Raw genomic sequence first — 15,664 nt, forward strand, 5'->3', positions numbered from 1 at the left:
ATGCCAAACCGCTAATAGAGGACATGCAGATTATGCCTATAACAAAATCCCTCTTTCTCATACTGCTGGTTGCCCTGGCGGCAACCGGGTACCCGCTCAACTCAAGCGCCGCGCCGCCCGATATCAGCGGGCTTTGGATGCCGGTGGGCAGCTCCGTGGACCCGCTCGTCAACAGCACCGGGGCCGATAACCCCGAGACCAATGTCGGCCCTCCGTTCGGCAGCGTGCCGCAGCTCAAGGGGGTGTACCTCGAAAGCTTCAAGAAGCGCACGGCGGCGCTCGCGGCGGTCGGCAGTGAGTTCAAGACCTCGTGCAAGGTGTTGGGCATGCCGACGAACATGGTGGGGCCCTACGCGGTAGAGATCATGCAGACGCCGACGCAGGTCAACTGGGCGCAGGAGTTCCTGCGCGAGACACGGCGCATTTACCTCGACGGGCGTGCCCACCCCAACCCCGAGGAAGCCCCCCCGACGTTCGAGGGGCATTCGACCGCGCACTGGGAGGGCAATGTATTGGTCGTCGAAACCACCAACATCCGGCAGGAAACCACATTGAATGAGTATGGCCATGCCGACGATGCACTTGGCCACGGCCCGCGCATGATCATCAGGGAGCGGATCTTCATCAACGATAAAGGCCTGCTGCAGGTGGATGGCCTGGTCGAAGACCCGGATGCGCTGGTCAAGCCATGGCATTGGGCGCCGCTGACTTTCCGCCGCGCGCCCAAGGGCGTCGAATTCATTGAGTACGTGTGCGAGGACAGCAATAACGAGTCGATCGACCCGGTGACGGGAGCGGAAGTCACGACCATCCCCGAGCGCAAGAACAATAAGAAACAAGGAGAGACACAGTGAATATCAAACCCATGGTGTTCAGCTTGGTGCTGCTGGGCTTTACGGCACCCATTGCGTTTGCCCACCATTCCTACTCGGCGTTCGATATGGCGAGGATGGTGGAGATCGTCGGTACGGTGGGGGAGGTGCAGTATAAAAACCCGCATGTCTGGTTGTTCGTCGATGTGCAGACCGGGGACAAGACCGAGACCTGGGCCATCGAAGCCGGTGGCCCGAACATCCTGATGCGCCAGGGCTGGATGGCCAACACCCTCAAGCCGGGCGACAGGATCAACGTGCAACTTGCGCCGATGAAAGACGAGACGAAGGCGGGCGGTGCCCTTCAGGCGCTGCGCCTGCCCGATGGTAAAGTCATTGGAGCCTGGAAGTGAGGCCCGTCGGCGGGCCGCGGCTCCCCATCCTATCCCTGGCGGCTTTCCTGGTGTTGACGAGGGGCGAGCCCGTCGCTGCGCAAACGCCGGTCATGCCGCAGATCGCGCCGGTGCCTGCAAGCGGCCGGCTGCCACTGGCGTCGGCGGCACGGCATGGCACGGAATATGTCGACCTGGAGAAGCTCGGCTACGTCGAGGAGGAGTACTACATGGTGGGGCTCGCGCCAGCGATCACCGCCGCTGGCGAGCGTTTGTTCGACGCACCTTACGTGACGCGCTTCCTGATCAGAAAACCCAAGGACCCCGGGCAATTCAACGGCACCGTGGTGATCGAACCGTTCAGCTGGATGGGCGAGCGTGGCGCGGGCTGGATCCTCACCCGCGACTACCTGATGCGCAAGGGCTATGCATTCGTCGGCTACACACTGAGCATCAACCGGCCGGCGAATGATCCCAAGACCCTGGAGTGGGACCCCGAGCCGCGCAACTTGAACCTGGACTTTATGCGCCGCTATGACTACAAGCGTTATGCGCCGCTCGGCAGCTACTATGACAGCGACCGGTTCCGGCGTGGTAATGGCCCCGACCAGTACCCGCCGCAGGCGCAGGGGATTGCCGCGCAACTGGCCTTGCTGCTCAAGTCCAACCTCGCGAGCGGCCCCATGCCGGGGTTGAACGTCAAGCGCCTTTATGTCAACACCTGGGCAATCAACGGCCAGCTCTGGTTCGATTATCTCGACCAGGGGCGCCACCAGCAGTGGCGCATGCCCGATGGGCAAGCGCTGATCGACGCCTATATGACCGGCCACGTTGTGTACGGCGACCTGGGGGGAGAGGTGCTGCGAACGCCGCGCAACCTGCCCGGGGATGCGCCGTTTGTGACGGTCTATAGCCAGACCGAGGTGGTGCACGATGCCAGCCAGGCAATCGCGCTACCGCCCGATACGAACCAGCCGAAGCTACGTTACTACGAAGTGACCGGGATGCCGCACCTGCGTCTTGCCGATCAGGGCACCGACAGCACGGAACCACACCCGGCTGACGGGGACAAGCGCAACGAGCTGCAATGCCAGTTCCTCTATGACGAGCCCGTGGAGACGGTCGTGTCGGCGATCCTCGAGGCGATGGATCGCTGGGTACGTGACGGTACGCCGATGCCCAAGGCTGAACGGGTGGTTCGCGAGGGACAGGGCGTTGCTCGCGATCCGCACAGTGGCAACCTGCTGGGAGGGGTGCGCCCACCGTGGATCCAGGTGCCGAGCGCCACCTACCTGACCGATCAGGAGACCGCTTGCGGGACGGTGTACGACACGAAGGTGCCGTATTCCGCGCAACGATTGCAGGCGCTTTATGGCAGTTATACCCAGTACGCAGGGCGCTTCGAGGCGGCCAAGCAACAGGCGATCCAGGAGGGTTACTTGCTGCTGGAGGATGCCCGCCGGGTCCAGCCTGTCGCTGTGCCGCAGGACTTTACCCGGGATCGACAGCCCAAGCCGTGAAGGTGTTGGCGTCCTGCGCCAACACCTCATGCCGTCACAGCATGCGGCGCAGGGCGTCGTTGCGCGGGTCCTGGTCGTAGAACCGATGCTTGAGGGCCCCCGCGACATGCAGCACGATCAGCCCGAGCAGGCTATAGGCGAACACTTTGTGCAGCCATTGGAACACGGCGAACCACTCGTCATTCTTGGTCAAGAGTTCCGGCAGGTTGACCCCAAAAAAGAATACCCCGTCGCTCATGGTGTAAGTGCTCGACATGGAGTACCCCATCAACGGCACGAGCACCAGCAGCGCATACATGGCCCGTTGCGCGAGCCTGGACAAGACCCTCTCGTACTGCGCCAGGGTTTTCAGGGGCTGCGGCAGGTGCGGGGTGCGCCAGCGCAGGGTGACCTGGGTCAGGACCACTAGGAACGTCAACAACCCGAAGGACTTGTGCCAGGGGTAATAGAGCTCGTATTTGCTTGCCACGTCATCATTCAGGCCAGTCATATGCCAGCCGGCCCAGAGCAGGCCCAGCACAAGTACGGCGCGCAGCCAATGCAACAGGCGCAGGGCGGTCGGATACCGATCAATTGTCGGTTGGTCTATCGGGTTCATCGCAGGCTCTCCATTGATCAGCAAAGGCGTCAGGGGGCCACCCTTGGCACAGGGTGGCCCGGTCAGGACAGGGAAGGTGCTCAGGCAGGCAGCAGCACGGTGATGACTTTTTCTTCGGTGTAGGCCAGCGCGCCGCCAAACCCGCCCTCACGGCCAATGCCGCTGGTCTTGACGCCGCCCCAGGGCAGGTTGGCATCCAGCGGGCTCCAGCAATTGATGCCCACGGCACCGGCCTTCACGGCGGCGGCGACGCGATGGGCACGCACCAGGTCGCGGGTCCAGACCGTAGCCGCCAGGCCGTAGGTGGAGTCGTTGGCCAGGGCGACCGCCTCGTCTTCACTGTCGAACGTGATCACCGTGCCGACGGGGCCGAAGATTTCGTCGCGGGCGATGGTCATGTCGTTGCGGGCATTGGCGAAGATTGTCGGGCGCACAAACCAGCCCCGCTCAGGGGTCGAGACACCACCGGCCAACAGAGAAGCGCCTTGGTCGATACCCAGTTGGATGTAGCGGTTGACGCGATCGAACTGGGCTTTCTTGGCCACCGGTCCCATCTGGATACCGGGCTCCCGGGGATCACCCACCGTGACCGCCCGCGCGGCATCGGCCAGCGCCGCAGCGAAGCGCTCGGCGAGGCCGCGTTGGACCAGGATGCGCGAGCCGGCCGCACAGATCTGGCCCTGGTTGGCGAACAGGCCGAGGGCGCAGCCACGCAACGCGTCGTCGAAGGAGGCATCGTCGAACACGATCTGTGGGCTTTTGCCGCCCAGCTCCAGGGCTACGCGCTTGAAGCGCACGCCGGCGGTGCGTTGGATCTCGCGCCCGGCCTCGGGGCTACCGGTAAAGCTGATCTTGGCGACGTGTGGGTGTTCGCACAGGGCGCGACCCACCTCGTCACCGTAGCCGGTGACCACATTGATGACCCCGTCGGGGAAGCCCGCCTCCTGGGCCAGCGCCGCCAGGTGCAGGGCCGACTGCGGGGTTTCTTCCGATGGCTTGATCACGACGGTACAGCCGGCTGCCAGCAGCGCGGCGAGTTTCCAGACGGTGATCATCAGCGGTGAATTCCAGGGCACGATGGCGCCGACCACGCCCACGGGCTCGCGTACCGTATAGGAGAGGGTCTTGCTGCCGAAATAGCCGCCGGTGGGAATGGTGCGTCCCTCAAGCTGGTTGGCCCAGCCGGCGGCGGCGCGCAGATTGGCGATTGCGTTGGGCAGGTCCATCCGTCGTGGTTCGACGGGGGAGCGGCCGATGGCGTTGGCGTCCAGGTCGGCCAGCAAGTGGGCGTCGCGTTCGACCAGGTCCGCGAGTTTCAACAGCAGCCGAGCGCGCTGGGCGCCGTCAAGCCGGCTCCAGGCGCCACGCTCAAGCTGGGTGCACGCCGCGCCCACCGCGCGGTTCACGTCCTGCGCCGTGCCGCGCGCGCAGGTGGCGTAGACCTGTTCGGTAATGGGGTTGACCAGGGTAATGCTGCGCCCGTCAGAGGCTGCGCAGGACGCACCCTCGATAAAGTGATTGAAGTGATTAGTCATTTTGCAGTCCATAAACAGTGTGCAGGATCAGGCCTTGAGGGTCGCCAGGGCCGCGCCGAAGATGTCCAGCGCCTTGAAGAACAGCGCGCGTGAGATCGTCAGCGAGGGCATCACGCGCATGACGTTGCTGTAGCGGCCACAGGGCACCATCAGCACGCCGTGGTTGAGCAGGTAGCCCATGAGCTGGCCGATTTTTTCGCCCGCCAGGGGCGTCTTGCTGACCGGGTCTTCGACCAGTTCGATACCGATCATCAGGCCGCGGCCACGGACCTCACCGACAAATGGGCTGTTAAAACCACGGATCCGCGCCTGCGCTTCCAGCCCCAGCGTGTGGGCACGGTTGAGCAGGTCGAGTTCGGGGTCCTGCAGGAGGCTGATGTTGGTCAGCGCCACCGCCGCCGATAACGAGTTGGCAGCGAAGGTATTGGGCATGGAACCGTCGGGAATCCTGGCCGCCAGGTCCGAGCGCATGATCAGGCCGGCCATGGGCAGGTCGCTGCCGATTCCTTTGCCGAAGGTGAGCATGTCGGGCTTCACGCCGGCATGCTCGACCGCCCACATCTTGCCGGTGCGCCCAGCGCCGGATTGCACTTCATCGACGATCAGCAGCGTGCCACTGCGGTCGCAGGCCTGGCGCAGGCGTTGCAGGAACTCTGGCGAGGGTGGCACGTAACCGCCTTCGCCCTGTACCGGCTCGACGATCACGGCGGCGACATCGTCGGCGGCGGTGTAGGGCGTGTTCAGCAGGTAGTCCACGTACTCGCCGGCGATCTGCTCGGCGCTTTTGTGGGTGGTGTCGAACGGAAAACGGTAGGCATAAGGGTAGGGGGCATGGATCACGCCACCCATCTGCGCGCCATAGCCTTTGCGGTAGGCGGTGCCGGTGGTCAGGGCGCCCGAGGCGTTCCACACGCCGTGGTAGCCACCGTGGAAAGCGATGATCTGATGGCGCCCGGTGACACGTTTGGCGAACTTGATCGCGGCCTCCAGTGCATCGCTGCCGCTCTGGGTGAAGAAGGTGATGCAATCGCCACGCAAGCCATCGGGCGCGATCTCGGAGAGCTTGGCGGCCAGCTCGGTGCGGCGCGTGCTGTTGATTTCCAGGGCATGCATCAGCACTTCGGACTGCTCGCGAATGGCCTGTACCACCTTGGGATGGCAACGGCCCACACTGCTGACGCCAACGCCGGCGGACAGGTCAATGTAGGTATTGCCGTCGGGGTCCTTGAAGGTTGCACCGAACGCACGGTCCATGGCCACCGGCATGCGTCCACCGCCGCGGGCCATCGACTCGGTACGCGCTGACAGGGCCAGCGCCTCGCTGGCCCTGGGGCCGGGCAGTGTGTTGGAGATAATCCGCGGGGCATCCGCGAAGTGGAGGGATTCCAGTTTGGCTTCACTCATGACGACTTCTCTGCGTGTTGTTTTCAGTGAGTCGATCATCCCCGTGGCGCAGGCCGGGCCGGTAGCCCGAATCGGCACTTGGCCAGGCCGGCTTGAAGGCAGGGTGCAATGGCGAGAAAACACGGCAAATAACTTGCAGGAATCTCGCCATATGCGAATATCATCAAGAAAAGCGCTCTAAAAACAAGAAGACTGGTCGAGGCGTGCGTACATCATGACAACTATGAATATCAGCCATTTTCGAGACGTCCATGTGCATGCGGCGACCGTGCAAGAGTGGAACCAGGACTACAACCAGTTAACCGCCGGTTCGGCCGAAAGTTCGCTGATGCAACTGACGACGGCGGGTTGTCACTTGTTTCTCGAACAGATCAACCAACGTGTGGTGCAGAACGGCGTGGCCCCGCGGGGCAAGATGTGTTTTGCCGTGCCGATCAACGTGCCGGGTGCGATTCGGATGCAGGGGCGGGAAGTGGATGACAGCAGCCTGTTCTTTCTGCACGGTGGCGAAGAGTTCATGTTCCATATGCCGATGGGCATGGAGCTGCTGTCCATCACCTTCGAGCGGGATTTGTTCGAGCAGGCGCTGGAGCAGACGACGGCGTCCAGGGAACTCAAGCTGTTGCTGCGCCAGCCGGTGATCAGGGTGTCTCCCCAGCGCTTTGCACAGGCCCGGCGACGCTTGCTGGCGCTGTTCTCCCAGGCCTTGACCCATGACGGTGGCGACAGCACGCGAGCACGGGAGTTGGCGCTGGAGCAGGCCATGCTCGATGAGTTGCTGCAACTGATGACTGACCCGGCCTGTGACAAACACCAGCGCAGCCCCAGCTCCACGCGCAGCTTTATCGTCGAAAAATGCCACCGCCTGGCAACCACGCAAATGCTCAACGTGCCTAGCGTGATCGAGTTGTGCCAGCGCCTGCAGGTGAGCCGGCGTACGGTGCAGAACAGTTTCCGGGCGGTTGCCGAGACCACGCCGCTCAACTACTTGCGTTCTGTGCGGCTCAATGGGGTACGACGCACCTTGATGTCCACTCGCGCAGCCGACCTCTCGATCGGGGATGCCGCTGCCCAGTGGGGCTTCTATCACCTGAGCCATTTTGCGGCGCAGTATCAGGAGCTGTTTGCAGAGTTGCCGTCCCAGACGGCCCGTGCGGCCATCCACGGTGACGCGCGCGCCTGAACACAAACAGCGAATGACCGATTTGGGATACCGGGGCGTTTTGGCGCAGGCCTAGGATCGCGCCACCGATCCTCCAGCCAATAAGGTCAATGACATGAGCGTATCTAACCCGGTCAATCGCTCCACGGAGCTCAAGCGTGGCGCCCTGGGCGTGGGCTTCATCATCTTTTTCGTGGTGTCGGCGGCGAGTCCGCTCAGCGTGATCGCCGGCGGCTTTCCGATTGGCATCATGCTGGGCAATGGCGCCGGTACGCCGGCCTTGCTGCTCCTGGCATTGCTAGTGCTGCTGGCATTCTCGGTGGGGTACACCACCATGTCCCGCCACCTGACCCATGCCGGCGGGTTTTATGCCTTCACCTCCCGTGGCCTGGGCGGCCTGGCCGGCGGCGCCGCCGGGGTGCTGGCGATGTTTGCCTATAACATCCTGCAGGTCGGCCTGTATGGCATGTTCGGCGGGGTGGTCAGTGGCACCCTGGAAAGCGTGGTCGGCCTGGTGCTGCCCTGGTGGTCCTACTCGTTGATGGCGATGGCGAGCATTGCGATCCTGGGCTACCGCAAGATTGACCTGTCGGCACGGGTGCTGTCGGTGGTGGTGATCGCCGAGTATCTGGCGATCCTGGTCCTGGACTTCGCGATTCTCAAGTCCGGCGGCGACAGTGGCATCAACCTTGATGCATTCGACCGCAACCATGTGTTCAGCGGCACGCCGTCCATTGGTTTGCTGTTCTGTTTTGCAGCTTTTATCGGCTTCGAGGCCACGACCATCTACGGCGAAGAGGCAAGGAACCCGCAACGTACCATCCCGATTGCCACCTACTGCTCGGTGTTGCTGATCGGCGGGTTCTACGCGCTGTCGGTGTGGTCGATGGTGGTGGGGGTGGGCGCGGACAAGATCGTGCCGATGCTCCAGGCCTTACAGGACCCGACCACCTTTATCTATGGCATGTCTGACCACTTTGTCGGCCCGCACCTGACGCAGATCATCCGGGTGCTGTTCATGGTCAGTATCTATGCCGGGCTGCTGGCCTTTCATAACGCGGCGGCGCGTTATTTCTATGCCATTGGTCGCGACGGCTTGTTGCACAGCCTGTTGGGCACCACCCACCGCGTGCACCAGAGCCCGCATATGGGCTCGGCGTTGCAGAGTCTGATCTCTGCGGTGGTGGTGCTGGTGTTCGCCGCAATGGGGGCGGACCCGATCCTGCAGCTGTTTGCCTGGCTGTCCAACCTGGCCACGCTGTGCATGATTTTGCTGATGGCGCTCACCTCGGCGGCTGTGCTGGTGTTCTTTTGGCGCCACCCCGAGCTCAAGGTCGGGGCCTGGCGCGGGCAAATCTTCCCCGGTTGCTCGTGCCTTGCCCTGTTGGTGGTGCTGGTACTTGCGGTGGTGCATTTCGATGTGTTGACGGGGGCCAGCATGGCTTTGTCATATGGCCTCTGCGTCATTATCCCGATGGCCCTGCTGGGCGGTCTGTTCCTCGCCATGCGACTGCGCAAGACAGCGCCGCAGCGCTTTCTGGCCCTGGGTTACCACAAGCTCTAAACCCGGCGTTGAAACGACAGCCTCGCTTCCTACCCCTTACACCCGGAAATGGCCGACCAGTTGCTGTTGATGATTGGCCATTTGATGCAGTGAATCACTGGCCTTTGAGGCGTCGCTCATCCGGCGGGTCAGTGTTTCGCTGATGCCGCGGATGTCGCTGACCCGGCGGCTGATATCTTCCACCACCGTGCTTTGCTCCAGGGCGGCACTGGCGATCTGCTGGTTCATCTGCTCGATCACATCCACCGCCTGGGAAATGTGCTCCAGGGCTACCCGGGTCTGTTGTACCTGGAGCACGCTGCCGCCGGCTTGCTCGCGGCTCAGTTGGGTACTGTGCACCACCGCCTGGCTCAACTGCTGCAAGGTCTCGATCACCGTACGCACCTGTTCCACCGAGCTTTGGGTGTTGCTGGCCAGGTGCCTGACCTCATCGGCCACCACTGCAAAACCGCGTCCCTGTTCGCCGGCCCGGGCCGCTTCGATGGCGGCATTCAACGCCAGCAGATTGGTCTGCTGCGCAATGCTGCTGATCACGTCCAGGACCTGGCCGATCTGGGTGCTGCTAACGGCCAGGTCGTGGACTTGCTTGAGGGTGGTTTCCAGGCGTTGATCCAGGGCTTCGATGCTGCGCTCGGCGGTCGAGAACACCGCCTGGCCAGATCGGCTCGCGTTTTCGGCGGCGGTCGCGGCGTTGGCGGCACTGTGGGAGTGACGCGCCACTTCCTGGGCGCTGGTGCTCATTTCGTGCAGCGCGGTCGCCGCCAGTTCCACTTCGCGGTACTGGTTCTGCATGCCGGCGCTGACGTCCCGGGCAATGCCCGACGAGGTATCGGCACTGTTGCGGGTGTTGTGGCAGACAGCCTGAATGTCACGAATGATCGGCTGCAACGTGTCCAGGAAACGGTTGAACCCCGTGGCCAATTGACCCAACTCGTCGCGCCCTCCGGCAGGCAGGCGCTGGGTGAGGTCACCATCGCCCTCGACAATGGCGTCAAGCAGCCCGGCCATCTTGAGCAGCGGGCGCGTCACGCCGTAGGCGGCCAACCAGATCAGCAACATGCCCAGGCTGCTGGCCAGGAGGCCCAGGCCCAGGTTGAGCCAGTTGGCTTCACGGCTTTTGTCGTCCAGCTCGCTTTGCATCTGTCGGGCGGGAGCCTGCACCAAGGCTTGCGGGACCTTGATCTGCAGTTGCCAGGGGGGATTGCCTGCCACGGTCTGCACGGCCTGGCGTATATCCAGAGCGGTCGCCGAGACTTCGCCGCTACGGCCTGCCACTTGGCCTGCGGACGACACAATGCTCACTTCGCTGTTGCCCTGGTACAGGTCCTGGCCGAGGTTGGCGGCCAGCTTTTGCAAGGTGTCGAGGCTGATGTCCATGCCCACCACGCCGAGGGTCTTGCCGTTGCTGATCAAGGGGATAGAAATACTGCTCATCAGGACTTTCCGGCCTTCCACTTCGATGGTGTAGGGCTCTACCACGCACGTTCGTCGTTGCGCTTGAGGGCAGGTGTACCAGGCGTTCGCCGGTTCGCTGCCGGGGGGCGCCGTGTTGGCGTTGATCTGTGCCTCGCTCAGCACCTCCTGTACCAGCCGCCCCGGCTGGCTCTGCGACCAATACAAGGCAAAGCGCCCGGTTTCATTGCCCGCCAGGTCACGTTGGCCGCGCCAAACGGCATCAGGGCCGGCCAGCGCATCCGGCAGCAGGATGACGTACAGGCCGAGTACTTTCTCGCGTTTTTCCAGGGTTTCACGGGTGGCGCCGATCAGGGTTTGGCGTAATTGCGCGACTGTGAGGCGGCCACTGAGCGTTTGCTCGCGCAGTTGCAGGACCTGTTGTGCGAACCCTTCGCCATACAACGCGGTTTCGTTGAAAAAGCGCTCCACTTGTTGGCCATGGGCGACGGCCTGGGCCTGCAAGCGCTCTACCGCGGCCTGCCCGAGCAACTGGCTGCTCTGCTCTTTGAGCCGTTTTGCACTGCTTTGATTCTGGTACGCACTGGCGCCGATCAGTGCAGCAACCACCGCCAGCAGGCAGAGCCCACTGAGCAAGGTGATGCGCCATTGGAGGGTGAGGTGGGCTAGAGGCATGGCTGAGACTTCCTGCTGAGGGCTTTGGCTTTTTTATTCTTGTTGTCGGCACCCGGGCAGAGCGCGGGCTAGCCTAGGTTGCGGGGATGAAAGGCTCGGCGGCTATCCCGAATCGGCAACTGCTGGGGGAGTGGACGTGCAAGCCCGACCTGTTTTGGGGCGGCGTCGCGGATGCTACCGATTTGGGATAGCGAGCGGTTCGCAGGCGCGCATAGGATCAAATCCAGCGTGCAACCGGTGCCGATGTTGTCTGATCGGGCCACCCCTAAAGCGACTGCCTCATACAATAAGGTCAAAAAAATGAGTGTATCTATCCCGGTCAACTGCTCCACGGAGCTCAAGCGTGGCGCCCTGGGCGTGGGCTTCATCATCTTCTTCGTGATCTCGGCGGCGAGTCCGCTCAGCGTGATCGCCGGCGGCTTCCCGATTGGCATCATGCTGGGCAATGGCGCCGGTACGCCGGCCTTGCTGCTCCTGGCCTTGCTAGTGCTGCTGGCGTTCTCGGTGGGGTACACCACCATGTCCCGCCACCTGACCCATGCCGGCGGGTTTTATGCCTTCACTTCCCGTGGCCTGGGCGGCCTGGCCGGCGGCGCCGCCGGGGTGCTGGCGATGTTTGCCTATAACATCCTGCAGGTCGGCCTGTATGGCATGTTCGGCGGGGTGGTCAGTGGCACCCTGGAAAGCGTGGTCGGCCTGGTGCTGCCCTGGTGGTCCTACTCGCTGATGGCGATGGCAAGCATTGCGATCCTGGGCTACCGCAAGATTGACCTGTCGGCGCGGGTGCTGTCGGTGGTGGTGATTGCCGAGTATCTGGCGATCCTGGTCCTGGACTTCGCGATTCTCAAGTCCGGCGGCGACAGTGGCATCAACCTTGATGCATTCGACCGCAGTCATGTGTTCAGCGGCACGCCGTCCATTGGTTTGCTGTTCTGTTTTGCAGCTTTTATCGGCTTCGAGGCCACGACCATCTACGGCGAAGAGGCAAGGAACCCGCAACGTACCATCCCGATTGCCACCTACTGCTCGGTGTTGTTGATCGGCGGGTTCTACGCGCTGTCGGTGTGGTCGATGGTGGTGGGGGTGGGCGCGGACAAGATCGTGCCGATGCTCCAGGCCTTGCAGGACCCGACCACCTTTATCTACGGCATGTCTGACCACTTTGTCGGCCCGCACCTGACGCAGATCATCCGGGTGCTGTTCATGGTCAGTATCTATGCCGGGCTGCTGGCCTTTCATAACGCGGCGGCGCGTTATTTCTATGCCATTGGCCGCGACGGCTTGTTGCACAGCCTGTTGGGGACCACCCATCGCGTGCACCAGAGCCCGCATATGGGCTCGGCGTTGCAGAGTCTGATTGCGGCGGTGGTGGTCCTGGTGTTCGCTGCGATGGATGCGGACCCGATCCTGCAACTGTTTGCCTGGCTGTCCAACCTGGCCACCCTCTGCGTCATCCTGTTGATGGCGCTGACCTCGGTGGCGGTATGCGTCTACTTCCATCGTCATCCCGAGCTGAGCGTCGGGCTTTGGCGTGGACGTCTCCTGCCAGGTTTCTCCTGCCTGGCGCTGGTGCTGGTACTGGTGCTGGCGGTGGTGCATTTCGATGTCCTCACCGGTGCCAGTCAACTGCTGTCCTATAGCCTCTGCGCGATTATTCCCGTGGCCCTGATCATCGGCATCGTGCTCGCCGCGCGGCTGCGCAAAATCTCGCCGCAACGGTTTCTCGCCTTGGGCAGCCACACGCTCTAACGCCGCCGGCGTTACTGCTCGACCCACTCGACAATTGCAGCCTGTCGTTGCCCGGCATGGCTGGTCAGCGCGTGAAAGGAAGATTTTAATGGACCATTACAAGATGCTTATCAACGGCACTCAGGTGGCCGGTGAACAGGGCCAGTTTGACGTGATCAATCCAGCCACCGGCGCGGCATTCGCTCAATGCCCGGCCGGCTCCCTGGCGCAACTCGACCAGGCGGTGGACGCCGCGCGGGTCGCCTTTAAAAGCTGGCGGCACAGCAGCCACTGCGAGCGTAGTGAGCGGTTGCTGGCAATTGCGGCCGATATCGAACGGCAGGCCGAGGCATTGGCTCGCTTGATTGTGTGTGAGCAAGGCAAACCACTGGCGCTGGCGTTTTCCGAGGTCATGGGGGCGGCCGCCTGGACCCGTTACGCTGCGGCGCAGGAGATTGTGGTGGAGCAGGTGGAGGACACCCCCAGCCAACGGATCGAACTGCACCGCAAGCCCTTGGGGGTGGTGGCGTCGATCACGCCATGGAACTGGCCGTTCATGATCGCTGTGTGGCACATCATGCCGGCGTTGCGTGCCGGTAATTGTGTGATCAGCAAGCCGTCGAGCCTGACGCCATTGAGTACCTTGGGCCTGGTGGACATCATTGCCCGCCATGTGCCGCGTGGCGTGATCAATTGCGTGACGGGCGAGCAGGGCTTTGGCAGCGCGATCACGGCGCACCCCGGGATCCAGAAGATTGTCTTCACGGGCTCCACCGCCACCGGGCAAAGCGTGATGCGCGGCGCCGCCAGCAATCTCAAGCGCCTGACCCTGGAACTAGGGGGCAACGACGCCGCAATCGTCTTGCCGGGGACGCCGGTGGAGGCGGTGGCCGAGGAGATTTTCCAGGCGGCCTTCCTGAACATGGGCCAGACCTGTGCGGCCCTCAAGCGCCTGTACATCCATGAGTCGCAGTACCAGGCTTTCGCCGAGGCGCTGACGCAGATTGCGGCGCGTCAGGTGGTCGGTGATGGTCTTGAAGCCGGTGTCACCTTCGGGCCAGTGCAGAACCTTGAGCAACTGGAACTGGTGGAAGCCTTGGTCGCCGATGCACGGGCCAACGGTGCGCGGGTGCTGTGCGGCGGTGCGCGTCTGGACCGCCCCGGCTTTTTCTATCCGCCCACGCTGGTCGCGGACATTACCGATGGGCAGCGCCTGGTCGACGAGGAGCAGTTCGGCCCGGTGTTGCCCTTGATCGCTTACCAAGAGGTGGAGGATGTGCTGCGGCGCGCCAATGCCGGTGACATGGGGTTGGGCGGATCGGTCTGGGGGGCGGATGTCGAGCAGGCCCAGGCCCTGGCCGGCCGCCTGGAGAGCGGCGTGGCCTGGGTCAATTGCCATGCACAGATCCAGCCGAACACACCGTTTGGTGGCAGCAAAATGTCCGGGTTTGGCGTCGAGTTCGGCCTTGAGGGGCTGCTGGAGTTCACTGGCCAGCAACTGCTGTTCGTCCGCAAGCGTGACAACGCACAAGGAGCTTGAGCCATGGGTTATTCATCACGTCATCTGCTATTGGGTTGCACGCTGGCCATAGGTCTCTGCCATCAGGTACAGGGTTATGAGCTGTACAGCGATGCAAGCCGTCATCTCAACGCCGACATGACTGCGGTGTTCGGCCACTTCAACAGCCGCAAGAATTATGACGGCACGTCAGGCGGCTCTACCTGGCGCGAAGGCTTTATCAAATATGGCTTGAGCGGCGACCAGGCACTGGGGGGCAACGGCACCGCGTATGGCGCATTTGCCCTGCTCAGTAGTGCCACCTGGGGAGACGGTGATCCGAGCGGCAATGCCCTGGGCAGCGAGCGCACCACAAAGATCGAGGATGCCTACCTGGGATGGCGCTCCGGCGACCTGTTTCCGGCATTGGGCAAGGACGGCATTGATATGTCTGGCGGGCGCCAAGTGGTCAAGCTCGGCCGAGGGTTCCTGATCAACGATGACGGACTGAACCTGGGCAAGGGCCCGGCCGATGGCCGTTTGAACCGTGGTGGCGCCTATTACTTGGCGGCGCGGCATGCGTTCGATCGAACCGCGGTGTTGCGCCTGGGCGGGCAGGACGGCCTGCACGGCAGCCTGATGTGGCTCAAGTCCGACAATCGCGTCCAGGCCGAAACCGAACTGGCCGCCGGCACCCTGGATTACACCGCCCGAGCGGGGACCCTCGGGTTGACCTGGGTGCATGGCATCGATGTCAACGAGCAATGGGCCAGCGACTTTCAACGCCAGCGCAAGGGCATGAACGTCTACAGCGTACGCGGCGAAGGCGATGGGGGTATCCAGAACGTCAGCCTGGCATTTGAATACGCCTGGCAGGACAAGGACGCGGGGCCGGAAAAAGCCTGGTACGGCGAAGCGGGCTATACCTTCGCCGATACGACCTGGAGGCCCAAGGTGAGCTATCGCTACACCCGCTATTCCCAGCAGTGGGACGCACTGTTCACCGGCTTCAGCATGGGCTACGGCACCTGGTTCCAGGGCGAAGTGGCCGGCAACTTCGCCGGGCCGTTCAACACCAATACGCGCATCCAGCACGTCGGGCTGAAGGCCAGCCCGCTGGAAAACCTGACCCTGGGGGTGCTGTACTTCGATTACGACACGTTGCGTAAACGCAATGCGTTGAACCTCGATGCCTGCGAGCTGGATATGTACCTTGAGTGGGCGGTCAACCCGCACTTGATCGCCACCCCGCTGGTGGGGGTGTACCAGCCCAAGCAAGACTCGACCAGCGGTGGCAACCAGGTCGGTGGCAATGGCACCAACCTCTACAGCCAATTGACCCTGATCATGCCGTTCTGAGCCC

At 62.9% G+C, this 15,664-nt stretch carries 12 protein-coding genes and 1 pseudogene; 8 read left to right on the top strand and 5 right to left on the bottom strand.

Features of this window, described 5'->3' with window-relative positions; all coding sequences use genetic code 11:
- The first annotated feature begins 32 nt into the window (after positions 1-32).
- The 3 genes from AC07W7_RS09495 to AC07W7_RS09505 are packed head-to-tail and all read left to right on the top strand — an operon-like array spanning position 33 to position 2,724.
- A complete protein-coding gene (locus tag AC07W7_RS09495; RefSeq protein WP_141562832.1) occupies positions 33-854 on the top strand; it encodes a hypothetical protein in 822 nt (273 codons plus the stop codon).
- A complete protein-coding gene (locus AC07W7_RS09500) occupies positions 851-1,225 on the top strand; it encodes a DUF6152 family protein (RefSeq protein WP_099169612.1) in 375 nt (124 codons plus the stop codon). Before AC07W7_RS09495 ends, AC07W7_RS09500 begins: the two co-directional genes overlap by 4 nt.
- 50 nt (positions 1,226-1,275) lie before the next feature.
- A complete protein-coding gene (locus tag AC07W7_RS09505) occupies positions 1,276-2,724 on the top strand; it encodes an alpha/beta hydrolase domain-containing protein (RefSeq protein ID WP_495039212.1) in 1,449 nt (482 codons plus the stop codon).
- Positions 2,725-2,758: 34 nt separating this feature from the next.
- Here AC07W7_RS09505 and AC07W7_RS09510 read toward each other — a convergent pair whose 3' ends face one another.
- The 3 genes from AC07W7_RS09510 to AC07W7_RS09520 all read right to left on the bottom strand — a co-directional run bounded on the left by AC07W7_RS09510 (position 2,759) and on the right by AC07W7_RS09520 (position 6,261).
- Complete coding sequence (locus AC07W7_RS09510) at positions 2,759-3,322, bottom strand: cytochrome b (RefSeq protein WP_099169610.1); 564 nt, start codon at positions 3,320-3,322, stop codon at positions 2,759-2,761.
- Positions 3,323-3,402: 80 nt separating this feature from the next.
- Positions 3,403-4,857: an aldehyde dehydrogenase family protein gene (locus tag AC07W7_RS09515; protein ID WP_169901385.1), complete on the bottom strand. Its 1,455-nt coding sequence runs from the start codon at positions 4,855-4,857 to the stop codon at positions 3,403-3,405.
- Positions 4,858-4,884: 27 nt separating this feature from the next.
- Positions 4,885-6,261: an aspartate aminotransferase family protein gene (locus AC07W7_RS09520; RefSeq protein ID WP_495039191.1), complete on the bottom strand. Its 1,377-nt coding sequence runs from the start codon at positions 6,259-6,261 to the stop codon at positions 4,885-4,887.
- 214 nt (positions 6,262-6,475) lie between these two features.
- Here AC07W7_RS09520 and AC07W7_RS09525 point away from each other — a divergent pair, with 214 nt between their 5' ends.
- Both AC07W7_RS09525 and AC07W7_RS09530 read left to right on the top strand, forming a co-directional pair.
- Positions 6,476-7,444 (top strand): helix-turn-helix domain-containing protein, encoded by a 969-nt coding sequence (locus AC07W7_RS09525; RefSeq protein ID WP_099169607.1) that lies wholly within the window; start codon positions 6,476-6,478, stop codon positions 7,442-7,444.
- 94 nt (positions 7,445-7,538) lie between these two features.
- Positions 7,539-8,987 (top strand): APC family permease, encoded by a 1,449-nt coding sequence (locus tag AC07W7_RS09530; protein WP_495039192.1) that lies wholly within the window; start codon positions 7,539-7,541, stop codon positions 8,985-8,987.
- Between the two features lie 36 nt (positions 8,988-9,023).
- Here the strand turns inward: AC07W7_RS09530 and AC07W7_RS09535 are convergent, their stop codons facing one another.
- The gene (locus AC07W7_RS09535; protein ID WP_413469292.1) at positions 9,024-9,779 is read right to left on the bottom strand and encodes a methyl-accepting chemotaxis protein; all 756 of its coding nucleotides are present in this window, start codon (positions 9,777-9,779) and stop codon (positions 9,024-9,026) included.
- Positions 9,780-9,881: 102 nt separating this feature from the next.
- Positions 9,882-11,075, bottom strand: a pseudogene (locus AC07W7_RS09540) (PDC sensor domain-containing protein); the annotation flags it as partial.
- A 300-nt stretch (positions 11,076-11,375) separates the two neighbouring features.
- On the opposite strand from AC07W7_RS09540, the gene AC07W7_RS09545 reads away from it, so the two are divergent.
- The 3 genes from AC07W7_RS09545 to AC07W7_RS09555 all read left to right on the top strand — a co-directional run bounded on the left by AC07W7_RS09545 (position 11,376) and on the right by AC07W7_RS09555 (position 15,660).
- Complete coding sequence (locus tag AC07W7_RS09545) at positions 11,376-12,824, top strand: APC family permease (protein ID WP_495039193.1); 1,449 nt, start codon at positions 11,376-11,378, stop codon at positions 12,822-12,824.
- A gap of 88 nt (positions 12,825-12,912) precedes the next feature.
- Entirely contained in the window at positions 12,913-14,343 is a 1,431-nt protein-coding gene (locus tag AC07W7_RS09550) for an aldehyde dehydrogenase family protein (protein ID WP_169901388.1), read from the top strand.
- Positions 14,344-14,346: 3 nt separating this feature from the next.
- Positions 14,347-15,660, top strand: a complete 1,314-nt coding sequence (locus AC07W7_RS09555; protein WP_495039194.1) for an alginate export family protein — start codon at positions 14,347-14,349, stop codon at positions 15,658-15,660.
- Positions 15,661-15,664 lie beyond the last annotated feature (4 nt).

This window comes from Pseudomonas sp. GW821-FHT01D09 (assembly GCF_059422465.1).